At 67.0% G+C, this 21,670-nt stretch carries 18 protein-coding genes, 2 tRNA genes and 1 pseudogene; 5 read left to right on the top strand and 16 right to left on the bottom strand.

The window, feature by feature from the left end:
* Together Q0A15_RS06000 and Q0A15_RS05995 are read left to right on the top strand one after the other, a co-directional pair.
* On the top strand, nucleotides 1–411 hold a 411-nt coding region (locus Q0A15_RS06000; protein WP_291278620.1), incomplete at its 5' end, for an ABC transporter permease.
* Between the two features lies 1 nt (nucleotide 412).
* Nucleotides 413–1,273: an ABC transporter permease gene (locus tag Q0A15_RS05995; RefSeq protein WP_291278619.1), complete on the top strand. Its 861-nt coding sequence runs from the start codon at nucleotides 413–415 to the stop codon at nucleotides 1,271–1,273.
* A gap of 161 nt (nucleotides 1,274–1,434) precedes the next feature.
* Here the strand turns inward: Q0A15_RS05995 and Q0A15_RS05990 are convergent, their stop codons facing one another.
* The 8 genes from Q0A15_RS05990 to dnaG all read right to left on the bottom strand — a co-directional run bounded on the left by Q0A15_RS05990 (nucleotide 1,435) and on the right by dnaG (nucleotide 8,779).
* Nucleotides 1,435–2,670 carry a glycosyltransferase gene (locus Q0A15_RS05990; protein ID WP_291278618.1) on the bottom strand — a complete coding sequence of 412 codons (1,236 nt, stop codon included), beginning with the start codon at nucleotides 2,668–2,670 and terminating at the stop codon, nucleotides 1,435–1,437.
* A 46-nt stretch (nucleotides 2,671–2,716) separates the two neighbouring features.
* Entirely contained in the window at nucleotides 2,717–3,667 is a 951-nt protein-coding gene (locus Q0A15_RS05985; RefSeq protein WP_291278617.1) for a DMT family transporter, read from the bottom strand.
* Nucleotides 3,664–4,299 (bottom strand): CDP-alcohol phosphatidyltransferase family protein, encoded by a 636-nt coding sequence (locus tag Q0A15_RS05980; protein WP_291278616.1) that lies wholly within the window; start codon nucleotides 4,297–4,299, stop codon nucleotides 3,664–3,666. The genes Q0A15_RS05985 and Q0A15_RS05980 overlap by 4 nt, the downstream gene beginning before the upstream one ends.
* 61 nt (nucleotides 4,300–4,360) lie before the next feature.
* Nucleotides 4,361–5,242, bottom strand: a complete 882-nt coding sequence (locus tag Q0A15_RS05975; protein WP_291278615.1) for a phage holin family protein — start codon at nucleotides 5,240–5,242, stop codon at nucleotides 4,361–4,363.
* 131 nt (nucleotides 5,243–5,373) lie between these two features.
* Nucleotides 5,374–6,468, bottom strand: a complete 1,095-nt coding sequence (locus tag Q0A15_RS05970) for a glycosyltransferase family 1 protein (RefSeq protein ID WP_291278614.1) — start codon at nucleotides 6,466–6,468, stop codon at nucleotides 5,374–5,376.
* Between the two features lie 75 nt (nucleotides 6,469–6,543).
* Nucleotides 6,544–6,619, bottom strand: a tRNA-Asn gene (locus tag Q0A15_RS05965).
* A gap of 72 nt (nucleotides 6,620–6,691) precedes the next feature.
* Nucleotides 6,692–6,767 (bottom strand) — tRNA-Asn (locus Q0A15_RS05960).
* Between the two features lie 83 nt (nucleotides 6,768–6,850).
* Nucleotides 6,851–8,779, bottom strand: a complete 1,929-nt coding sequence (gene dnaG / locus Q0A15_RS05955) for a DNA primase (protein ID WP_291278613.1) — start codon at nucleotides 8,777–8,779, stop codon at nucleotides 6,851–6,853.
* 152 nt (nucleotides 8,780–8,931) lie between these two features.
* Here dnaG and Q0A15_RS05950 point away from each other — a divergent pair, with 152 nt between their 5' ends.
* Together Q0A15_RS05950 and Q0A15_RS05945 are read left to right on the top strand one after the other, a co-directional pair.
* Nucleotides 8,932–9,432 (top strand): hypothetical protein, encoded by a 501-nt coding sequence (locus Q0A15_RS05950; RefSeq protein ID WP_291278612.1) that lies wholly within the window; start codon nucleotides 8,932–8,934, stop codon nucleotides 9,430–9,432.
* Nucleotides 9,425–10,840, top strand: coding sequence for a cell wall metabolism sensor histidine kinase WalK (locus tag Q0A15_RS05945; RefSeq protein WP_291278611.1), 1,416 nt, complete (start codon nucleotides 9,425–9,427; stop codon nucleotides 10,838–10,840). The genes Q0A15_RS05950 and Q0A15_RS05945 overlap by 8 nt, the downstream gene beginning before the upstream one ends.
* 81 nt (nucleotides 10,841–10,921) lie before the next feature.
* Here the strand turns inward: Q0A15_RS05945 and Q0A15_RS05940 are convergent, their stop codons facing one another.
* From Q0A15_RS05940 to Q0A15_RS05910, 7 genes are all read right to left on the bottom strand, one after another.
* Complete coding sequence (locus tag Q0A15_RS05940; RefSeq protein ID WP_291278610.1) at nucleotides 10,922–11,584, bottom strand: response regulator transcription factor; 663 nt, start codon at nucleotides 11,582–11,584, stop codon at nucleotides 10,922–10,924.
* A 107-nt stretch (nucleotides 11,585–11,691) separates the two neighbouring features.
* Nucleotides 11,692–12,735, bottom strand: a complete 1,044-nt coding sequence (locus Q0A15_RS05935) for a phosphotransferase (RefSeq protein ID WP_291278609.1) — start codon at nucleotides 12,733–12,735, stop codon at nucleotides 11,692–11,694.
* Nucleotides 12,732–13,937: a phosphotransferase gene (locus tag Q0A15_RS05930; protein ID WP_291278608.1), complete on the bottom strand. Its 1,206-nt coding sequence runs from the start codon at nucleotides 13,935–13,937 to the stop codon at nucleotides 12,732–12,734. The genes Q0A15_RS05935 and Q0A15_RS05930 overlap by 4 nt, the downstream gene beginning before the upstream one ends.
* Nucleotides 13,934–15,703: an ABC transporter ATP-binding protein gene (locus Q0A15_RS05925; RefSeq protein ID WP_291278607.1), complete on the bottom strand. Its 1,770-nt coding sequence runs from the start codon at nucleotides 15,701–15,703 to the stop codon at nucleotides 13,934–13,936. The genes Q0A15_RS05930 and Q0A15_RS05925 overlap by 4 nt, the downstream gene beginning before the upstream one ends.
* Entirely contained in the window at nucleotides 15,700–16,872 is a 1,173-nt protein-coding gene (locus tag Q0A15_RS05920) for a glycosyltransferase family 4 protein (protein WP_291278606.1), read from the bottom strand. Before Q0A15_RS05920 ends, Q0A15_RS05925 begins: the two co-directional genes overlap by 4 nt.
* Nucleotides 16,869–18,191, bottom strand: a complete 1,323-nt coding sequence (locus Q0A15_RS05915) for a glycosyltransferase family 4 protein (RefSeq protein WP_291278605.1) — start codon at nucleotides 18,189–18,191, stop codon at nucleotides 16,869–16,871. Before Q0A15_RS05915 ends, Q0A15_RS05920 begins: the two co-directional genes overlap by 4 nt.
* The gene (locus tag Q0A15_RS05910) at nucleotides 18,181–19,437 is read right to left on the bottom strand and encodes a glycosyltransferase (protein WP_291278604.1); all 1,257 of its coding nucleotides are present in this window, start codon (nucleotides 19,435–19,437) and stop codon (nucleotides 18,181–18,183) included. Before Q0A15_RS05910 ends, Q0A15_RS05915 begins: the two co-directional genes overlap by 11 nt.
* Nucleotides 19,438–19,760: 323 nt before the next feature.
* On the opposite strand from Q0A15_RS05910, the gene Q0A15_RS05905 reads away from it, so the two are divergent.
* Nucleotides 19,761–21,257 carry a UDP-glucose/GDP-mannose dehydrogenase family protein gene (locus tag Q0A15_RS05905; protein ID WP_291278603.1) on the top strand — a complete coding sequence of 499 codons (1,497 nt, stop codon included), beginning with the start codon at nucleotides 19,761–19,763 and terminating at the stop codon, nucleotides 21,255–21,257.
* On the opposite strand, the pseudogene Q0A15_RS05900 reads toward Q0A15_RS05905, so the two are convergent.
* Nucleotides 21,236–21,670, bottom strand: a pseudogene (locus Q0A15_RS05900) (deoxyguanosinetriphosphate triphosphohydrolase); the annotation flags it as partial. The gene Q0A15_RS05905 and the pseudogene Q0A15_RS05900 sit on opposite strands and share 22 nt — an antisense overlap.

Here is a 21,670-nt window from a genome sequence, read left to right as displayed (position 1 = left end):
GTCTACAACTACCTGCCGTTGATGATCATGCCGCTCTTCGTCGCCATCGACACCGCCGGTACCTCCCTGCGTGAGGCCAGTTACGACCTGGGGGCCGGGAAGTTCCAGACGTTCTTCAAGGTCACGATGCCGCTGGCCATGCCTGGAATCGCCTCGGGTTGCCTGCTGGTCTTCGTCCCTCTCATGGGCGACTACGTGACGGCGCAGGTGTTGGGCGGTGCCAGCGGCTCGATGATCGGCATGTTGATCGCGGGCCAGTTCAACACGGCTCAGAACTGGGCACTCGGTTCCGCCATGGCTGTGGTCCTCATCCTGTCCACCCTGATCGTGGTCGCCGTGGCCGCCGCCCTGCTGTGGGCCGGCCGTGCGATCTACTCACGCGCCACCCGCGTGGTCCTGGAAGGAGCCTGACATGGCGGCCGGACGCAAACGCAACAAGCTGACCAATTCCCTCTTCACCATCTGGGGGGTGCTGGTCTTCGTCTATCTCTTCGTACCGATCATCGTGATCATCGCCTACTCGTTCAACACCGGGAAGGTCCTCGCCAACTTCAAGGGCTTCGGGTTCAAGGCCTACATCAGCGCGATCAACAACGACATCATCGTGTCCTCGGTGATCACGAGCTTGCAGACAGCGTTGGGCTGCGCGGTCCTCGCCACCGTGCTCGGCACGATCGGCGGCATCGCCCTGGCGAGGGCGCGCAAGGGCGCGCTGTGGGCCACCGGATTGACCGTGCTGTTGGCCCTGACGCTGATGACTCCGGAGATCGTGGACGGCATCTCGTTCCTGCCCTGGTTCGTGACGCTTGGCGTGGACTGGGGCATCGGCCCCATCAACAACGGGCTGGTCCGTCTGGTGATCAGCCACGCGATGTTCTCCCTGGCCGTCGTCACCTTCATCGTCCGCGCACGCATGGGCGCCGTGGACAAGCAGCTGGAGGAGGCAGGGGCCGACCTCGGCGCCAATGCCTGGCACCGCTTCAAGGACATCACGTTGCCGATCGCGGCCCCTGGTGTGCTGGCCGGCGCGCTGATGGGCTTCACGCTCAGCCTGGACAACACGATCCTCTCCAGCTTCGTGCAGCAGCCCGGCTACACCACCTGGCCTGTGTACCTCTTCGCCGCCGTGCGCGTTGCGACCAAGCCGGAGGTGGCAGCGATGTCCACCATCATGTTCGTCTTGACGCTGGCAGCGTTGGCTTTCGTTGCACTGGTGCTCAAGCGGGGCGGACAGTCCGCCTCCGGCATCGTCAAGACGATGGCAGGCAGCTGAGTCACGGTCGTCGGGCCCCTCATGCCCGACGACGGGATCCGGCTCAGCGCCGAAACGCGCCGCAGGCGCGCCGACGATGGCGCGCCTGCGGCGCGATTCGATGCCCAAGGCTCGTACCACCGTCGGGCATTGAGGTGGTGGGCAACCCCACCGGGGACGGTTCAGTTCATGGCGCGGATGTCGTCCGCGGAGGCACCCCGGTAGAGCGCCTCGAAGGCGTCGATGGTGCGGCCCTGCGCGTGCTGCAGCGCCTTGCGATGACCGGCCACGCCCATGGCCCTGCGTTCCTCAGGGGTGAGGTCCAGGATGAGCTTCAGCTTCGCCGCCAGGTCCGCGTCGTCGCCGGGGGTGAAGAGGTAGCCGTTGACACCGTCGTCGGCCAGGTGGGGCAGTGCCAAGGCGTTGGCGAGCACCACCGGCTTCGAGGCGGAGAGCGCCTCCAGGGTCACCAAGGACTGCAACTCGGCCGTACCCGGCTGGCAGAAGATGTCAGCCAACAGGTACTGCCTGCGCAGCTCGCCGTCGTCCACGAACCCGAGGAAATGCACCCGGTCGGCGAGCCCGAGCTCGTTGACGAGCGCCTCCAACTTGGGCCGTTGCTCCCCCGCACCGACGATGTGCAGGTGCGGCGCGTTCTCCCCCCTGAATCGGGCCACGGCCCGGATGAGCACATCCACGTTCTTCTCCACGGCCAGGCGACCCGAGAACAGGATGACGGGGTAATCGGGGTGCTCGATCGCCTCACCGCGTCGCAACTCGTAGTGCTGCGAGTCGATGCCGTTGGACAGCGCAAGCACCTCCGGAAGCTTGGCACGTTTGGCCATCTCGTCCGCAGCCAACTGCGTGGGCGTGGTGACCACATTGGCATGGCCCATGATCTTGCCCATGTCCCGCCACGAATTGCGGGAGACGATATTGAGGAACCACTGAGGGAACGGCAGGAACGGCTCAAGGTTCTCTGGCATGAAGTGGTTGGTGGCGATCAGAGGGATTCCACGCTTGACCGTCTGCTCCTGAGCGGCCTTACCGATCATGTAGTGGCACTGGATGTGCACCACGTCAGGCTTGATGGAATCCAGAACGCCCGCGATGACCTTGGTAGCGGTGCGCGGCATACACAGTCGGTAGGTCTCGTGGGTGGGGGCCTTGTGGGACTGAACTCGGTGGACGGTGGCCTCCGGGCGGTGTTCCACATAGGAGGGGCCGTTGTCCGTCCGGGCCGCTACGATGTGAACCTCGTGACCGCGCTTGGACAACGCGGTGGCCAACCGGAAACAGAACACGGCCGCCCCGTTGACGTCCGGCGGATACGTGTCGCACGCGATGAGGATACGCAGGGGACCCTCGCGCTTGAACTCCGGCTGCTCGGGCTGGATCTGGTGCGCAGAGTTCTTCAAGACTTCAGGCCACTCCTTGTTCGCGGGGTGATTCCGTCATGGCAGATCATGGCAGGCGGGGTTCCCCGATGTTGTGCTCTCCGTCCGTACCGGCCGCGTTGCCTGCCCGGGTGGTACCGGGCTGGGTCCTGGTGCGGTTCCGGGAGAGCATGACCACCCCAACGATAGCAACCAGTGCTGCCGCCACCAGCCCAAGACCGTGCAGAGCCGACACTCCTGGTTGCAGTTCCCCCAGGATCGTCACGCCGACGATGACGCACACCATGGGATCGATCACGGTGAGTCCGGCGATCACGAGGTCCGGCGAGCCCACCGCATAGGCGTGCTGGTTGAAGTACTGTCCCAGGACGGCGGCCACGACCACGGCGATGAGCGGAGCCCAGGGAAGCTGTTCCCAGAACGGGACGTCGTGGTCCCAGCGCGTGATGGCCAAGGCAATGGTACGGACCAGGACCGCGGTCAACCCGAACAGGATGCCCGCGCCGACGATGTAGAAGACGGCACCACCGGAACGACGACGGCGTAGGAAGGCTCCGCCGCCGAAGACGAGGGCGACCACGGCCATGATCGCGATGACCAACCAACGCTCGTTGAGGTCGATGGGGTTCTCATGGGTGGCGCCGATGGCCAAGAGTACGAAGGCCACCGATCCCAGCACACACACCGTGATGGAGATCCACGTGGCCTTGGTGACGGATTTGCGCTCGTAGCGGGCGTTGATGAGTGAGGTGAGGACCAGCGCGATGCAGCCGAGCGGCTGCACCACCATGATGGGGGCCATGGTCAGGGCCGCCACGTTCAGAACCATGCCGAGGCCCAGCAGTCCCAGTCCGCTCAGCCAGGTCCAGCTACCGAGCAAGGTCAGGGTGGAGCGCGGGGTCACACCGGTCTCGGCGAGGTGTTTGAGCACACCCATGGACTGACGTTGCGTTCCCACCGCGATGAACACGGCGGAGATCAACGCGCAACAGATGGCAGGCCACACGAGCTGAGTCATGCCGGATGGCCCTTCGTCCGGGACGGCCGACGACCCTTGCGACTTTTCGCCTTGGCCACGGCCTGCGCCAGGTACTGACAGGCTGCGGCAACGTGCAACAGCGATCCCAGGAGCAGGACCCACGTGCACATGGTTTCCAGGGGTTCGGCGAAGGAGAAATCGGCCTGGGACAACAGCAGCAGTGGTGCCGAGATCATCAGGACTGCGGTGCGGATCTTGCCGAGCTTCGTCACGGGCAACTCCGGGCTCCCCCGGAAAAGCACGATGCAGGCAAGCGCCAAGCCGACGTCGGGAATGACGATGGCCCAGACGAACCAGGGCGGCGCCACGTTGAACACCACGAAGGTCGTGGCGACGATGATGAGGGTCAGGCGGTCGGCGAACGGGGCCAGCCACTTCCCTACGGAGGAGACCTGGTTGAAGCGCCGAGCCACGTACCCGTCGACCCAGTCCGTGGAGAAGACCACGGCCAGGGTGAAGAACGCGCGGACAGGATGCCCGGTGGCCACCAGCCAGGTGAACACCGGGATCAGGGCGAACCTCACCAACGTGATGAGGTTGGGCACGGTCCAGAAGGTGTGCAGCTCGACGTAGTCGATATCGTCGCGCTGACCGGCACCGATCAATCGCACCGGAGCCTCCCGCTGATGTGTGGATCCCCCTCCGGTGGCCGCCGCCCCCGGAGGACAGAAATCACTTGGACTGCTTCTTGGCCTTCTTGGCAGCCTTCTTGGCTGCGGCGGCGGACTTCTTGGCGTCCTTCTTCGCTGCCTTCTTGTCCGCGTTGCCGAAGAGTTTGACCAGGAAGAGGGCAATGGCACCGGCGGCACCGACGGTCACGACCCAAGGACCGATCTTCTCCACTGCGGCACGAGACTGCACCGGATCGGAGGAGTCGCCGTGACCGGAGAACTTGGAGGTGAAACCACCCACGCGGGCCTTCACATCGGTCTGGCGCCCCAGGTCATCGCGCAGGGTCGCCAGGTGTTCACGACGGCGGGCCAGACGACGACGCAGCTCGGCCTCGGTGGGCTTGGGAGTGTTGGCCTTCTCCTCTGCCGCCTTGCGCTTGGCCTCGTCCTTCTCGGCCTGCTTGGCGGCCTTCTTCGGAGAAGTCGGCTCCTTCTTCTTGGGCTGGTCCAACGTGGACGGGTCGAAGGACGTACCGTCCTTCAGAACGCCCAAATCATGCTTGACGCGCTTGATGGAGGACTTGGGAACCTCGATGGCCTCTGGGATCTGGTACTTGGCGCGCATGGCGCCGACACCGGCCAGGATCGCTGCCAGGATCAAGAAGAAGGCGGCGACCAGCAGCGCGGAGAGCCACAGCGGCATCACGGTGGCGAGGCCGGCAATGGCGGCCACCACCAACGCGATCGTGAGCAGCCCTACGAACACGAGGCCGACCACCACGAGTGCCACGGACACGGCCAGGGAGACGCCCTTGGACTTCAGCTGAGCAACCGTCAGGGAAATCTCATCATTGATCTGCTTCGGCGCCAACCGCGTGAGCACCGAGACGGTCTCTCGCAGATTCTTCGGCCGGGCAGGCCCGTTCTCCCGGGTCTGAGTCATGTCCGCTCCTCCTCAAGGACGTTTGCGTGACGTCACAACCAGTCCAAACTATCATCTGACGCTCAGCAAACTCCCGCTCAACGCGGAAGTCTTGACCTAGGTCACGTGCATTCTCGAAGAATTCGTGGGCTTTATCTGCGCGAATGTGCGTTGCGCAGGCTCAACGCTTCCTCGCAGACCTCCCAGAGGCGCTGCGCGGAGTGATCCCAGTCGAAGTGCCGTGAGCGTTCCAGGCCCGCCGATGAAGCACGTTCGAAAGTGGCCGGATCCTCCAGGCGCAGGACCGCCTCGGCCAGGGCCTCGGGCTGATCCGGATCCACGTAGGTCACGGCGTCCTCCCCCACCTCACGGAAGATCTCCAGGTCGCTGGCCACCACGGGGGTGCCGACCTTCATGGCTTCGACCAGCGGGATCCCGAAGCCCTCGTCCCTGGACAGGGTGACCGAGGCGGTGACAGTGCATAGAAGCTCCTGGTACTCGTCCTCGGAGACGCCGCCGTGGAAGACCACGTCCGCACCCGCGGGCACCAATGCCTGCAATTGCTCGCGACGTTCGTCACGGATGCCCGAGAGCAGATGCAGGCGGTACCCGGGCAGGTGCGCCATGGCAGCGATGAGCGTCTCCACGTTCTTGTACTCCATGAAGGAGCCCATGTAGAGCAGCTGCTTGGACGGGGCCTTGGAGAGATCTCGAACCACCACCTCCCGTCCGTCCCCGGCGGCGTTCGGAATCACCCGGATGGGGCGCTTCGTCAGCCGATGCTGTTGCATCAGGCGCTTGGTGGTCTCCGAGACGGTCGCAACGACGTCGGCCCGGTTCAACAGGACCCGCTGCGGCCACCAGGCCAAATGGTAGAGCCGCCACAGTAGGCGCACGGGCGGCGGCAGGAAGCCCGGCGGGGTGCGGTGGCGATAGTAGATCAGGTCATGCAGCGTCAGCACCAAGGCATGTTTTCGCCCCCACGACCCCATGGTCTGCATGGGCGAGAACACCACGTCCGGGTTGAGTCGGTTGATGCGCCAGGCGACCAACGGTTCCAGCGGGGACGTGGGAGAGGACGTGAGCACGTGCGGCACGTCAGGAAGCATGGGCAGCTGGGCCGCGTCACTGACCAGCATGACCACGTCGTGGCGGCGGGCCAGCGCCTCGATCAGGCTGGCCGTGAACCTCGAGATGCCGTCGTGGTGGTCGGTGCGGGTGTACCGGGCGTCGATGAGTAGCCGCAAAACGTGTGTGCTCCTTGGGTCTCCGTAGGCCGGATACACGAGAGGCCCCGGCGGTGACCGGGGCCTCTCGTGACGTGGCTCCCCCGACTGGACTCGAACCAGTAACCCTTCGATTAACAGTCGAATGCTCTGCCAATTGAGCTACGGGGGATCGTAGCTGCCGCGCGATCCGGAACCCGGACCCCATCCGCCCACGAGAATTCCGAGAAACCTTGCGGATGAATGGCTCCCCCGACTGGACTCGAACCAGTAACCCTTCGATTAACAGTCGAATGCTCTGCCAATTGAGCTACGGGGGATCGCAACCCCTTAAGCCTATCCTCATCCGGGCCGCATCGCCAAAACGGCGCGACCGGATCGGACGCAGATCACATTGGTGACCTCAGGTTTCGTCCCGCAGCTGCCTGCGGCGCATCTCGAGTTCCATGAGTTGGCGGTTGATGGTGGCCGACTCCTCCGCAGGCGCGTCCGAGGGCAGCCGTTGCAGCCTGCCGAGCAGGTCCGCCTTGGCGTGGCCGATCTGGAGGTCGAAGAGCCGGTTCATGATGCCCGTGCAGTAGCGCTCGAGTTCCTCCTCACTGCCCACCGGCAGTGGTGCCACGGCCAGTTCCGAGACGAAGTCGGCCAGCGGCTCCGGAATCTCGTGACGCACGCCCTCCACCCAGCGGGTGGTCGGGGTCCCCTGCATCGCCGCCGTATAGATGGCGTCCTTGACCGCGGCGTGAGCCGGCGCGGAGAAGCGCGCCTCATAGACCGCCTCCCACGCAGCAGCGTCCAGCCGCTCAGGATGCTGCAGGACCACTTCCAGCGCCTCCCGTTCCATGCGCACCACCGGATCCCGGGTGTCCGGGCGCTCCCAGGCGGGGCCGTCCGGCAGCTGTCCCCCGCCCGACGTCGACGTGCCCGACGTCGACGTTCCCGCCTCGGACGCGGTACTCCCCTGCCGCCCGGACGAGTCCTGGTGGCTCGGCTGCGCGTGACGCCCACGCTGCACGGCTGAGCGGACCGACCGCTCCACGTCGGCCGGGTCCATACCCAGCCACCCCGCGAGCTCGCGACTGTAGGCCGGCCGCATGGCGGGGTCACGGATCTGGGCCACCACCGGGGAGGCCTCCCGCAGGGCCGTCACGCGACCCTCCACGGTATTGAGGTCATGCTTCTTCAGCCCCACCTTGATGGCGAACTCGAAGAGCGGACGTTTGTCCTGGATCAGCGCGACCACGGCGTCATCGCCCCGATTCTGACGCAGCTCGCACGGGTCCATTCCATTGGGTTCCACGCAGACATAGGTTTGCGCAACGAAGCGCTGATCCTCTTGGAAGGCACGCAAGGCGGCCTTCTGGCCTGCGGCATCGCCGTCGAAAGTGAAGATGACCTCCCCACCGGTTCCGAAGTCGGAGAGCATGCGTCTGGCGATCTTCACGTGATCGGCGCCGAAGGCCGTGCCACAGGTGGCCACCGCCGTGGTGACGCCCGCCAGCTGACAGGCCATGACGTCGGTGTAGCCCTCCACCACCACGATCTGCTTGTGCTTGGAGATCTCACGCTTGGCGAGATCCACCCCGTAGAGCACCTGAGACTTCTTGTAGAGCTGCGTCTCAGGGGTGTTGAGGTACTTGGGCCCCTGGTCATCGTCGTAGAGCTTGCGGGCGCCGAAACCCACCGTGGCTCCGGTGAGGTCACGGATGGGCCAGATCAGGCGGCCACGGAAGCGGTCGTACAGGCCCCGTTGTCCCTCTGACATCAGGCCGGTGAGCTTGAGTTCGTCATCCTTGAAGCCGCGATTGCGCAGGTGACGCAGCAGGTTGTCCCACCCCTTGGGGGCGTATCCCACCCCGAAACGATCGGCGTCTGCCGGTGTGAAGCCGCGCTCGGAGAGCATCTGCTGCCCTGCCCGTGCCCCGTCGGTGCGCAGGTTGGCCCTGAAGAACTCCTCGGCGACCTTGTTGGCGTCCAGCAGGCGCTGGCGGCGCCCCACGCTCTCCTTGTCCGGACCGGTGCCGCCGTCCTCGTAGTGCAATTCCAAACCGACGCGGGCGGCGAGCTGCTCCACCGTCTCCACGAAGGTGGTGTGATTCAGCTTCATCAGGAAGGAGATGGCGTCCCCTGATTCGCCACAACCGAAGCAGTGGTAGGCCCCCACCTGGGGGCGGACGTGGAAGCTGGGGCTGCGCTCGTCGTGGAAGGGACACAGGCCCTTGTACGAGCCGATGCCGGCCGACTTCAGGGAGACAAAGCCTTCCACCACGGCCTTGATGTCCGTGCGCGCACGGACCTCCTCGATGTCTTCTCGTCTGATCAACCCGGCCACGACTTCATTCTAGGGCCGGGGTCCGACCGCTTGGTGGCCTCCGTCCACAACCGCCTGCGCCGTGAGCGTACTCGGTGAGACGCATATGAGAGTGCTCTCATCCCCTCGTCCTGGGACTGCCGCCCACGCCGTCGACACGGCATGCTTGGTGTGTGCGTATTCTCCGGTGGTTCCTCACCCTGTGCCTGCTCGCCGTGATCGGCGTCGCGGGCGCCTGGTGCGTGGAGCGAGCCACGGCCGGGCCCCGCCCGGACCTGGGTGACCCCGTCACGGTGGTCCCCGAACCGTCGAGCACCGAAACGCCCAGCGCCGATCCGTCCAGCGACGCGCCGCGCAACACCGACCCCTCCAGCGAAGCACCGTCCAGCACAACCACCTCCCCGACCCCGTCCGCGACTCCATCGGAGGCACCGCAGAAGAAGGTGACCCCGGCTCCGGCGCCGAAGCGAACCAGCCCGCCGACCACGCCCGCCCGGTCGGGCAACTCCGGTTCCGCGGGCGGCGGCGCCGACATGGTGACGCCCGCCGCCCCGAACAAGGCCGGGCCGGACGCCGACGATGACGACGTCGATGACGATGATCACGACGATGACGACGACGATGACGATGACGATGACGATGACGAATGGGACGAGGACGACGACGATGACTGAGCGCCGACGACATCCGTCGGCACGGCTGCGCATCGTGGGGGCCATCGTTGGCCTGATGACCGTGTTCCTGGGGCTGGCTGACGGGATCACAGGGCGCATCTTGTTCGACCGCGTGCAGGAAGAAGCCCAGGCCGAGAGCGCCCACGAACTGGATAAGTTCCGGCAGGCCGCGAGTTCGCGCGTGAGCGGCAATACCGCCCAACCCTCATCACTGCATGCCTTGTTCGCCGACTACCTGAGGCACCACCTCACCGACTCCTCCGAACAACTCTTCAGCGTGGTGGACGGCAAAGCGGACCTTCGCTCCCGGACCGAGGACTGGACCAGGCTGGACACCAACGAGGTCCTCGTGAAGAAGGCGTCTGCGGCCACCAAACCGATCGACGGGCGCATGCAGACCACGGACGGTGAGGTCTTCTATGCGATTCTGCCGGTCTCCCTGGCCGGTCAGGATTCGTCGGGTGCGTTGGTGGTCATCGAATACCTGGAGCCCGGCTACCAGCGCTCCAGGGATCTGGTGTTGGTCATGATCGTTGCCGGCCTCATCGCCCTCGTGGTCACCGCCATCGGCGGGTGGCTCGTGGCCGGCCATGTGCTCGCCCCGGTCAGGCGTGTGAGGGACACGGCGGAACTCATCAGCGAGACGGACCTCTCCAAGCGCATAGAGGTGACCGGTAACGACGACGTGGCCCAACTGACCCGCACCTTCAACGGCATGTTGGACCGCCTGGAGACGGCGTTCGAGTCACAACGCCGTTTCCTTGACGACGCCGGCCATGAGTTGCGCACACCCGTCACGATCGTGCGGGGTCACCTCAGCGTGATGGGAGAGTCCCCGGAGGAACAGGCTCAGACCCTCAAGATCGTGGAGGACGAGCTCAACCGCATGTCCCGGCTGATCGATGACCTGATCATGCTGGCACGAAGTGAACGCCCCGGCTTCGTGGACCTGGCCCCGACGGAACTCACCGACCTGGTCGTGGAGACGCTGGCCAAGGCCACGTCGTTGGGAGACCGGGACTGGTCCATCGATGCCCTCCCGGAGGGCACCGCGTACCTGGATCAGAACCGCATCACCCAGGCGCTGCTCCAGCTGGCGAGCAACGCCGTGCGCTATTCCTCCACCGGGGACGCGATCAGTATCGGTGGGGCCATCCATGACGACGGGCTGCAGCTGTGGGTGGCGGACTCGGGCATCGGGATCGCGGAAGAAGACCAGTCCGGTATCTTCCAGCGCTTCACGCGCGGCGCCCGTACCGGGAACACGCCCGGACGCGGATTGGGGCTGGCGATCGTGTCCCGGATCGCACAGGCCCATGGTGGAACCGTGTCCGTGGAGTCAGCACTCGGCGAGGGATCCGTCTTCACCCTGGACCTGCCGTTGCGTACCGAGGCGCCGCGCGGCTGAGCCGGGCGGGTACCCCGCGGAGGCGTCTCGCCCCGCGATCGGGCCGTCACCCGCGGAAGGGTGACCACACGCCGTCGGGCATCACTGCACCAGCCGGTACCCGGCTCCACGCACGGTCTTGATCCGCTGCGCGCCGACCTTGGCCCGCAGATACCGGACGTAGACGTCCACCACGTTGGAGCCCGGGTCGAATTCGAAACCCCAGACCTGAGAGAGCAGCTGCTGCCGGGAAAGCACTTGGCCCGGATGGCGCATGAAGGCCGCGAGCAAGGAGAATTCACGTGAGGAGAGCTCCATGCTGCGCGCGTCGACCTGAGCCACGCGGGTCCGCAGATCCAGTTCGATCCCTGCGGCGTTCAGGGTGGTGGGTTCGGACGCGGCGGATTTCTCACGCAGGCGAAGTCGCACCCGTGCCAGTAATTCCTCGAAGCGGAAGGGTTTGGCCATGTAGTCATCCGCTCCACCCTCCAGCCCGGTCACGGTGTCGGTGACGGAGTCGCGGGCGGTGAGGATGATGACCGGGAGGTCCTGACCTTGGCCACGGACGGCCTCCAAGACCTGGAACCCGTCCATACCTGGGAGACCGATGTCGAGGATCATCAGGTCGAGGTCCCCTGAGCACGCCGCATCCAGCGCCGCCGGGCCGGTCTTGGCTATGGCGGTGGTGTGCCCGGCCGCGCGGAGCCCCTTCTCCACGAACGCGGCGATCCGTTCTTCGTCCTCGGCGATCAGGATGCTGGCCAACCTACCTCCTCGTGTAACCGCAGGGCCCTACCCCGTGGTGCTGCCGCTCGCGAATCGGCCCCCGGGCCAGGTATATCCCGGCGCCTTGCGTCCGGATCCGGTGTCCATCATGAGGCCAGTTCCGCATTCCGCAGCGAGTACACGGCCTGCAGTCGCTGCCTGGCCGCCTCACGGTAGGCGGGCAGCGCGCGCATCACTACGGGGGACGGCCGGTACCCCTCCAGGACGGCGCGTTCAGCGGTGTCGACGTCGATCCTCATCAGCCCCTGTTCGTGACGCAGTTCCAGGTGGGCCAGAAGATTCCCCACGTCCAAGGCCGGGTGTCCCACCGCCATCAGGTCCAGGTCCAGGATGCCGTCATGATCCGTATCGAAGATCATCTGCCCGTCATGCAGGTCTCGGTGCAACAGGCACGCCTGCGTGGCCTCCGGGTCAGGCAGGTCCGGTGCAGGTTCGTGGAAGGTTCTGGCGGTGAAGTGCGTGGCACGCCGTTTCCAGGTGTTCAGGACCTGGGCCTCCTGCGCCGCCCCGTGGACGGGCAACTCGATGTCCTCCGGGATCGACACGGCGTGGAGCCTGGCCGCGGTCTCTCCTGCCCGGAAGCAGGAGCTTTCGGCGGCGTCCGTTCCCAGAAGCTCGGCAAGGGGCACCCCGGGCAGGGTCCGGGTCTCCAGGATCCCGACGGCCGGGTCCTCATGCAGGACCTCGGGCGCCCCGATCCCCAGTCCGTGGGCCAACCGCGCCCCTGCCGCGACGGCCGCGAACTTCTCCGGCCGCATGACCTTGATGTAGCCCCGCTCCCCCTCGACGACGGCCCGACGTTCCGGGCGGTGAGCCACCAACCTGTGCCCCGGCTCCGCCACCAGGGACGCCAGAGGATGCAGTTTTCGGTCTGCGCCGTGCGGTTGCAGTACCACCTGCCCCACCAGGGTGGCGCCGGTCGTACGGCCCACGATGTGCCGGGCCCGTTCCTGGTCCCCGAACCACTGTCCGGCGACACGCTCGCCGTGGGGAGTCACGACCTCCAGGAGCAGATGGTCCATACCTCGCGGCCACGCGCGCCGCAGCCGGTACCCGGACGCCGCCAGGGGATCCAGCCAGCGCGGGGCAAAACTCTCGCCGAGAATGGGTGAGGTGGTGGAGGTCGTCATCCGAGTAGCTCCTCGATGTGGTCAAGTCGGTCTTCGATGTGGTGAGCCCAGTGCGGATCCGCCTGCCGGAAGGGATCCACCGCCCGCGACCAGCAGGCCAGCGCGCGCGCTGCAGTGAGGTCGCTCGGCAGCGGCGCCAGTTGCGTGTATCCGGTCAGAAGGGCGTTGTAGGCCTCCGGGTCCATCCCGGCCGCGTCCGCCACGGCCAGATCCGTGGAACGTGGGCCGGCTCCGCTACGGTCCCAGTCGATCAACGAAATGTCGCCGTGGCGGTCCACGAGGACCTGGTCGGCGGAGAAGTCGCCGTGACACCACACCACGTGCTGGCTGGGGGCCGGGGGTAGCGCAAGCAGTCGCGCCTCCAGCTCATCCACCCGCTGGTGCAGGTCAGGGAGCAGGCGGCGCAGCGACCGGCCCGTGTCCATCCCGATCCCCGGCGTCGTCGTGTGTGGCGGTGCCGGAAGCCGGTGCCAGGCGGCGAGCGCGCGTCCGACTCGCTCCATGATCTCGATCCGACCGCCGCCGTCTGCCGCGAGCGCGGTGCCCGGGACACGTGAGGTGGTCAGGGTGCCCCATTTGCGGGAGCTTGTCAGCACCGTGGGGAGACGAAGTCGTTCCCCGGTGACGTCGCTGACCAGGTCTGCGTTGGTCGCGTCCGGCCACCGGGCACTGATGGCCTCCAGCTCTGCCTTGCGATAGCAACGCACGATCTGGCCCGCGCCTTCGTCGCCCCCACCGTCCGCGCGGGTGGCGACCCAGCGCCGCTGCGGTTTGTACGTCAGCGGTTCATAGGCTGACGGTTCATGGGCCGACGATTCATCCGCCGGCGTCCGTGCGCCGGTCAGCCGAGCGATCCCGGGCAGGTCCCTGTCGGCTTCGGGACGCACCAGCGCCCACCGCCGCACCGGATCGTGGTGCAGCAGCGTTCCGGGTGGGGCCTTGAGCACCAGCTTCTCCAGTTTCGCCGCAGCCCCCTCCGCCACGGCGTAGGCCATGGCCAGACCCTGCGAGGTGCGCACGGCGGCCGTCAGGCTGACAGAGGGTTTCGGGCGAAGGTACGTCACCGAGATGGGTCCCGGTGCGCCTTCGACGCCCGAGGCCAACACCTCGGGGGAAAACAGTGCAGCCGCCCCGGGTAGGTCAGCCCCGAAGACGTCCGCGTCGAACGGGGTCTCGGCGGTGGTGTGGGGTGAGGCGCTCATGCCGCTCCTGTGATCAGTCCTGTGGGCGGGCCGTCGGAGACCACCCGGCCGTGTTCCATCCGCACCACCCGATCCGCATCTGCTGCGGTCTCCGGGTCGTGCGTGATGATCAGCGTGGTTCGTCCCTCGGTCAGGCGGTACAGGGCCTCGGTGACCTCCGTCTGAGTCGCCGGATCCAGGCCGGTCAGGGCCTCGTCCAGGATCACGATCGGCGCGTCACGAATCGCGGCTCGGGCGATCGCGATGCGTTGGCGTTGGCCTCCCGAGAGCCCCGTTCCGCGGTCGGAGAGCACCGTGTCGTAGCCGTCAGGCAGGGCGGAGATGAACTCGTGAGCGCCGGCGATCTGGGCCGCGCGTTCGATCTGCTCCTGAGTCACCTCACGCGTGGTCCCCAGCGCGATGTTCGCCGCAATGGACTCGGCGAACAGGGGCGAATCCTGCAGCACCACCGCGATCTGGTTTCGTACGGAGTTCAGCGTCAGGTCGCGCAGGTCGTGGCCGTCCACGCGCACGCTTCCCACGTCCGGATCATGCAGGCGCAGCAGCAGATTCGACAGCGAGGACTTCCCCGCTCCCGACGTTCCGACCACGGCGACCCGCTGACCTGCGAGGATCTGCAGGTTGATGCCCTTGAGCACCGGACGGTCCGCGCTGTAGCCGAAGCGCACGTCCTGAAACTCCACGTAGCCTCGCAGCCGTGGAGCCTCTCTGCTGTAGCGGCTGTCGGTGATCTCCGGGATCTCGTCCAGCAGATCCACGATCCTCTCCCCCGATGCCGCCGCCTTGGAGATCCGGCCGGTGTACTTGGCGACGTCACGCAGGGGCCGGAAAGCGGTCTTCAGATACGTCAGGAAGACGGTGAGCTCGCCCAGCGTCAGGTGCCCGTTGAGGACCCGGTGGGCACCGGCCACCAACACGATGGCCGTGGCCAGGCCCACCAATACGTCGGTGGCACGTTCAAGCCCCGCGGAGAGCCGCTTGGCCTTCACCCCGTCCTTGAGCGCGCGGTTGTTGCCCTTCGCGAAGCGGTCATGGAGCCGTCCCTGCAGCTGGTAGGCGTGCACCACGGGCATGGCGCCCAGGGTCTCGGTGCTCAGGGAGGCCAGGCCTCCCTCCGCCTTGCGTTGCTGCCGTGCCACGCCGGCGATCTTCCTGGTGGATCGCTTGCCCAACAGCAGGAAGGCGGGCAGCACCACCACGGCGACGAGGGCCAATTGCCAGTCCATGATGAAGATGACCACCAGCATCCCTGCCAGGGTCACGATGTTGCCGATCAGCGGCAGCATGGCCGTGACCACCGCATCCTGCATCCGCCCCACGTCGCCGGTGAGCCGGGTGACCAGGTCCCCGGTCCTGCGGGAGTGATGGAAACGCATCGAGAGCGAGTTCAGGTGGTCGTACAGCTCGGAGCGGACCCGGGTGAGCACCCTGTTCCCGGCCAGGGCGAACATCACGGTCATGCCGTACGAGGCCGCAGCACGACCCACCACGACCAGCAGCAACACGCCACCGGCCACCAACAACAGCGTGGTCAGGGTCATGCCCGTCCCGGTGCCGGTGTAGTTGGCACCGGCTGCGCGGGCGAGTTCATCCAGCACGAACGCCAGCGGCCAGGGTTCCAGCAGCCGCAGGCCCACCTCCAGCAGGAGGAAGAGCATGCCGAGCGCCAGCAGCAGCTTCTGTGCGGCCAGGTGAGATTTCACGTGGCGGGCCAGCTGCAGCAGCGACGGCACCGCCTGCCGCATCGTCGGTGTCTTGCGACTCATGCCGGCTCCAATTCCAGCCCGACGTGCTCCAGAGCCTGTTCAACCACTGCGTTCCACGTGTGGCGCTCGAGAACTCTCTGCCGAGCAGCCCGCCCCAGAGCGGCACGACGTTCGGGATCGTTGCGCAGGTGGGTCACGGCGGCGGCGAGCGCCGCGGGATCGCTCGGCGGCACCAGAACGCCCAGCTCGGCCTCGCCCGCGTTGTTCGTGTCCCCGTCGCTGCCGAGGATCTCGGGGATCTGGCCGACGGCGCTGGCCACGACGGGCAGACCGGCCGCCAGGTATTCGTAGACCTTCAACGGGGAGAAGTAGTCGTCCTCCTGGACCGGGTACGGGGCGCACGCCACATCCATGCGGTTCAGCTGGTCGGCGACGTCGCTCGCGGCGAGCGCTCCGGTGAATTCGACGTCGAGCCCCAGGCGCGCCGCTGCGGCCTCCAGGTCCGCGCGCAGCGGGCCGTCTCCCACCATGAGGACATGCCAAGGGTTCCCTGCAGCGGCGGCCAAGGCCGCCGCGTCGAGCAGCGTGTCGACACCGTGCCAAGGCTTCAGGGTGCCCAGGAACCCGACGGTGAAGGGGCCGTCGTGGCGGCCTTCGGCCGGCGCGATGCGCTCCGGGTCCACCCCGTTGGGGAGGACCACGATGTTGGCCTCGGGCGCCACTGACCTGGCCCATTGGGCCACGGGTTCACTGACGCAGGTGACCAGGCGGGCGGCGAGCAGGGCGTCGTGGGCCACGGACTCGGCACCGGCCACGTCCACCAGCTCGCGGTGGCGCAGCTGCTCCTGCACCAGGGGTGCGTTGACCTCGAGGATGCTCGGGACCCGTTCACCGGCCCACTGGGTGCAGGTGCGACCCCACAAGGAGTAGCGCTCGTAGACCAGGTCCGGGAGCAGCCGGTCCAGAACGGCGGAGATGGCGGCGTCGGAACGCTGGATGGAGCGTTCACGTTCCGCGGCGTCCTCACCCTTGACTGCAGGAAGTGGATGCAGCTGAACGAGGCCGGCCAGCGGGTGGCTCAACGGTCCTGGCCGCGGGGTCAGGACGTGGACCTGGTGCCCCGCGTCCAGCAGGACCTTCAGCACGGATTGCAGGTGGATGGACGCCCCCTTGGTCCCGAAGAACGGGATACCGGGGTCGGTGCAGACCATGGCGATTCGCAGGCTCATCCGGCCACCACCTCTGCGGCCGCGACGGCCGCCGGGACGTCCGAGGTGGACGGGGTGGCAGGGGTGGTCGACGCGGGCAGGTCCGTGCCTGCCGCAATGGCCTTGATCAGGTTGTACACCTGGCCGGCCTGCCGTGCGGCATCGAACTGGGCCTCGATCAGGGCGCGGGCGGAGGTGGCGTAGTCCGCGCGCAGCTGCCGATCCGAGAGCAGGGACTGCAGCGCATCCGCCAGCGCCTCTGCGTCGTCCGATTCCACCAGGACCCCCGTTTCCCCGGAGATGATGGCCTCGGGGATGCCGGTGACCGGGGTGGAGACGCACGGCGTGCCCAGGGCCATGGATTCGAGCAGCACCGTGGGCAACCCGTCACGGTTGCCGTCCTGGCCCACGCGGCAGGGGGCGGCGAAGACCGTGGCCGCCGCGACCTTCTCACGCATCCGGTCCTGCGGCAGGGCCCCGATCAGTTCCACCATGTCATCCAGACCCAGGGCACCGATCTGGGCCGCCAGTGCGTCCTGCAGTGCGCCGCTGCCCACGATCTCGAAGCGGGCACGGACCCCGCGTTGCCGCAGGATCGCAGCGGCGTCGATGAGGGTGTCGAAACCCTTCTTCTCCACGAGTCGCCCCACGGAGATCACGACCGGGTCGCTGCTGTCGGTGTCCGCCTTCAGTTCCGGAGCGGTGAACGGGAAGCGTTCCAGGGCGATGCCGTTGTAGATCCGCACGGTGGATTCTGCCGCCTCCCCGTAGGTGGCGTGCAGGAAGTCCAGGTTGAAGTCGGAAACCGTGACCACGGCCGCGGCGTCCCGGAGCTTGGCACCCAGATCCTCGGGGTCCACGTCCTCGTGGAAGATGTCCTTGGCATGGGCCGTGAAGCTGTAGCGGATTCCGGCCAGTGCCGCGGCCATGCGGGCCACCGAGGTGGCAACGGACCCGAAGTGGGCGTGCAGGTGCGTGATGCCACGGGCCAGCGCCTCCCGTGCCAGGTCCAACGACTGAGCGGCGTCGCGGGGCGTCAGCTTCACCAACTCGCGTTGCTGTTCCGGGCTCAGGGGGCCCACCTGGTCCTGATACTGCGCCAGGGCGGACCAGAGCTGTTCCGCGCGCAGGGAACCGGGCTGCAGGTAGGTCACCGGCGCACTGATCGCGGCGAGGTCCGGATGGAAACGGCCGTCAACGGGCAGGCGCAGGGAGAAGATCTCCAGATCCGCTCCGGCAGACTCCAGCTGCAACATCTCCGTGACGATGAAGGTCTCGGAGAAACGGGGATACATCTTCAGGACGTAGCCGATCCGGGGTGGGGTGGTCTCAGGCAGCATGGTGGCTGACTCCGATCAGGTTGTCGGTGCGATGGGCAAGAGTTTGAAGGCCGTTGAGGTCAAGGGCGGATCGGGCACGCAGCATGCGGTCCGGGATCGACCCGTGGCCGGTCTGCGGTGTGGGAGTGGGCTGGGGTTGCGGGCCGGGTGTGTTCAGGACCGCGGCCAGCCAGTCCCCGATCCGCTCAGGCGTGAGTTCGTTGGGCACCAGCACGTCCAGCGCGCCGGTGGCGGCGAGGGATTGCGCCCGGATGAGTTGTTCCGTGCGGGGATGGATGCGGGGCACCACGAGTGCGGGTACCTTCCCGGAGAGGATCTCCACGGTGGAGTTGTACCCACCCATGGACACCACTGCGGAAGCGGAGAGCAGCCAGTCCTCGGCCTGGTCGGTGAAACCGATCACCCGACGATGTCCACCGGCCGCGGCGAGGGACTCCAACCTGAGTCGGTCGTGAGCCGGTAGGTACGCACCGGTCAGCACCACGCCCTCGTAGCCGTCCGGAAGTGACGCGCTCAGGAACGCCTCGGCCAGGGCCAGACCGTCCGCACCCCCACCCATCTGGCACAAGACGTAGCGGTTCGGAAGCTCATGGGGCCGGGCCGAGCCGGCGGGTGTCTGCCTGGCCGAGCCGGCTGGGGTCAACCGGCCGAGGTATCCCAACTGCACGGTCTTGGCGACGGTATCGGTGCCCCACCCGTACTCCTTGGCCGGGTCGAAGACGCTGGGGTCCCCGTAGACCCAGACCTCGTCGTAGTAGTCACGGATCACGTCCTCGGTTCTGCCGGTGAGCCACTCGGCGCGCGTCGTGGCGGTGTCGTCGAGGACCTCTCTCAGGCCGAGCACCATCCGGGTGCGGCCCCGCAGCGCCTCCAAGCTCTGGAGCAGTTCCCCGCACAACCCCTGAGGCACCTTGTCCACGATCAGCAGGTCGGGGGAGAAACTCGTGAGCGCTGCCGTGAGGATGGCGCTGCGTAGACCCACCACGGATTCCAGATCGCTACCGAGTCGACGGGGAACGTAGCTGCCGTCCGCGGCCTTGGTCACGGTGGGCAGGGTGACGACGTCGGTGCGGTCCGGTGCAGGCAGCAGGGTGGCCTCCGGGTTGCCGGTGACCAGCAGCAGATCGGCTCCGGCATGGTGCCTGGCCAGCTCGTGAGCCAGAGCCAACTGGCGTCTGGTGTGTCCCAGTCCCACGGTGTCGTGGGAGTACAGGGCGATGCGTGGGCGTGGCGTCGTCGCGTTCATGCCGTGTGCTGCCTCCTCGTGTTCTCACTGGCCTGTTCTCACTGGCCTGTTCTCCGGCCGGCCTGCTGTCCGATTGGGCTGTTGCCCGGCCGTCGGCCCGCCGGACGACGGGGTCCGGACAGGGCTGTGCTGCGGCCCCGTCAACCATTCTGGTGGCCCGGAATGAAGCGTGTATGAGCCGAAGATGAGGAAGCTTTCATGCCGCTGGAATCCTGGCGTTCCGTCGGATTACCTAGTGGAGAACGGTGGGTGACATCGCCTCGCGACGGGGCCGTCACCCACCCCGACCATCACCAGCTTTGACCCGAACAGGGGGCCCCCTCATGAACATCAGCGTGATCGGATGCGGATATCTCGGAGCCGTCCATGCCGCGTGCATGGCGGCCCTGGGCCACCACGTCATCGGTGTGGAGAAGGACCAGGACCGCATCACCGCCCTGCGCAACGGTGAACCCCCGTTCTACGAGCCCGGTTTGGCGCAGTTGCTGCTCGAGGGGCGCGCCTCCGGTCGCCTCCGCTTCACCGACGACACCGACGCGGTCCGTGACTGCGACGTCCACTTCGTCTGTGTGGGGACGCCGCAGCGCCCCGACAGCGATGCCGCCGATCTGCGTGCCCTTGACGCCGTGGTGACGTCATTGCTGCCGCTGCTGCGTCCCGGGCAGGTGGTGGTGGGCAAGTCCACGGTTCCCGTCGGTACGGCCGCCCGCCTGACCCAGCGCATCAAGGACGCCTGCCACGGCGCCGACCTCGTGTGGAACCCGGAGTTCCTGCGGGAGAGCACCGCGGTGGAGGACACCATGCGGCCCGACCGCCTGGTCTACGGCATGGATTCCCTGGCCACGCCGGAGCGCAGGGAGCACGCAACCCGCGTGCTTGACGAGGTCTATGCGCCGCTGCTGCGCAACAACGTCCCGCGGATGGTGACGGACCACGCCACGGCCGAGTTGGTGAAGGTCGCGGCGAATTCCTTCCTTGCCACCAAGATCTCCTTCATCAACTCGATGGCCGAGATCTGCCATGCCACGGGCGGCGATGTCGACGTGCTGGCCGACGCCATCGGTATGGATGCACGTATCGGTCGCAAGTTCCTCGACGCCGGTCTGGGGTTCGGCGGTGGCTGCCTCCCGAAGGACATCCGCGCCTTCCGGGCTCGCTCCCGTGAGCTCGGCGTGACCTCGGCCGCCGACCTGCTCGACGCCGTGGATGAGGCCAACGCCACGGCACGCGCCAATGCGGTCGAGGCCGTACGCTCGCAACTGGGCGGGCGGCTCGAGGGCGCCAAGGTGGCCGTGCTCGGTGCCACCTTCAAGCCCAACAGCGACGACATCCGGGACGCCCCCGGGCTGGACATCGCGACGCGGCTCTACATCGCCGGCGCCGAGGTGAGTGTGACGGATCCGTACGGGTGCGACAACGCTCGTAGGGCCCATCCCGCCCTGAACGTCGTGGAGGATCTGGAGGCGGCCGTCGCGGACGCTGATGTGGTGCTCCTGGCCACCGGGTGGGACGAGTACTTGGGCCTGGATCCCGAATGGCTGGGAACCCGGGTGGCAGGGCGTCGAGTGGTGGACGGGCGCGGAGTGCTCGACGCTCAGCGGTGGCGTGCGGCGGGCTGGACGCTGACCTCGGTGGGTCGCCCGTCCGTACCGACGTCTGCGTCGGCCAAGCGGGGCTCCGCCCGGGGCCTCGAGGCTGCCTCGTTGGTCACGAACTCGAAGAGGTTCAGGCGAGAGGACGCTCGCAGTGCGAACCGTGCAGCGGCGTCGGAACAGCGTGCCGTCGGAGCAGCGTCCGGTCAGAACAGGCGACGCTCGTAGAACGAGCCGCGCACCAGGGTCTGATGCCACTCGAGCGCAGATGAATCGGTGAGCGAGGCCACCTGGTCGATGATGACCCGGTGCCTGGCCGCATCGCTCGGCGCCATCTTCCAGTCCTCGGCGAAGAGGGGTTCAAGGTACTCCTGCCCGGTGGCGTCCAGCAGCTGCACCAGTTCGGAGAGAACCTCCTCCTGACGTGCATACACGGGCTGACGTTCCTCGCTGGTCATCACGTACGCCGGGGCGAGGCCCTTCATGACCGCGATCTCGAAACGGGTCTGTCGCGGCACCACCAGGGAGGCGTGATAGCGGGTGAGCGGGTCGGGACCGTACTTCTCGCGAGTGGCCTTCAGCGCCGACGTGCAGAAGCGCCCGATCAGTTGCGAGGTCATGTCCTTCAGCGCGGCCAGTGT

This window comes from Galactobacter sp. (assembly GCF_022712295.1).
Lineage (GTDB): Bacteria > Actinomycetota > Actinomycetes > Actinomycetales > Micrococcaceae > Galactobacter.
The sequence above is the reverse complement of the archived record's forward strand: the minus strand, read 5'-3'. Positions and strand labels throughout refer to the sequence as shown.

What these genes read in the sequence shown, in the direction of transcription:
- Q0A15_RS05915 (WP_291278605.1), bottom strand. Translation starts at nt 18,191, where the DNA reads ATGCTGCCTGAGACCACCCCACCCCGGATCGGCTACGTCCTGAAGATG.
- Q0A15_RS05985 (WP_291278617.1), bottom strand. Translation starts at nt 3,667, where the DNA reads ATGACTCAGCTCGTGTGGCCTGCCATCTGTTGCGCGTTGATCTCCGCC.
- Q0A15_RS05910 (WP_291278604.1), bottom strand. Translation starts at nt 19,437, where the DNA reads ATGAACGCGACGACGCCACGCCCACGCATCGCCCTGTACTCCCACGAC.
- Q0A15_RS05930 (WP_291278608.1), bottom strand. Translation starts at nt 13,937, where the DNA reads ATGAGCGCCTCACCCCACACCACCGCCGAGACCCCGTTCGACGCGGAC.
- Q0A15_RS05920 (WP_291278606.1), bottom strand. Translation starts at nt 16,872, where the DNA reads ATGAGCCTGCGAATCGCCATGGTCTGCACCGACCCCGGTATCCCGTTC.
- Q0A15_RS05975 (WP_291278615.1), bottom strand. Translation starts at nt 5,242, where the DNA reads ATGACTCAGACCCGGGAGAACGGGCCTGCCCGGCCGAAGAATCTGCGA.
- Q0A15_RS05905 (WP_291278603.1), top strand. Translation starts at nt 19,761, where the DNA reads ATGAACATCAGCGTGATCGGATGCGGATATCTCGGAGCCGTCCATGCC.
- Q0A15_RS05935 (WP_291278609.1), bottom strand. Translation starts at nt 12,735, where the DNA reads ATGACGACCTCCACCACCTCACCCATTCTCGGCGAGAGTTTTGCCCCG.
- Q0A15_RS05945 (WP_291278611.1), top strand. Translation starts at nt 9,425, where the DNA reads ATGACTGAGCGCCGACGACATCCGTCGGCACGGCTGCGCATCGTGGGG.
- Q0A15_RS05995 (WP_291278619.1), top strand. Translation starts at nt 413, where the DNA reads ATGGCGGCCGGACGCAAACGCAACAAGCTGACCAATTCCCTCTTCACC.
- Q0A15_RS05925 (WP_291278607.1), bottom strand. Translation starts at nt 15,703, where the DNA reads ATGAGTCGCAAGACACCGACGATGCGGCAGGCGGTGCCGTCGCTGCTG.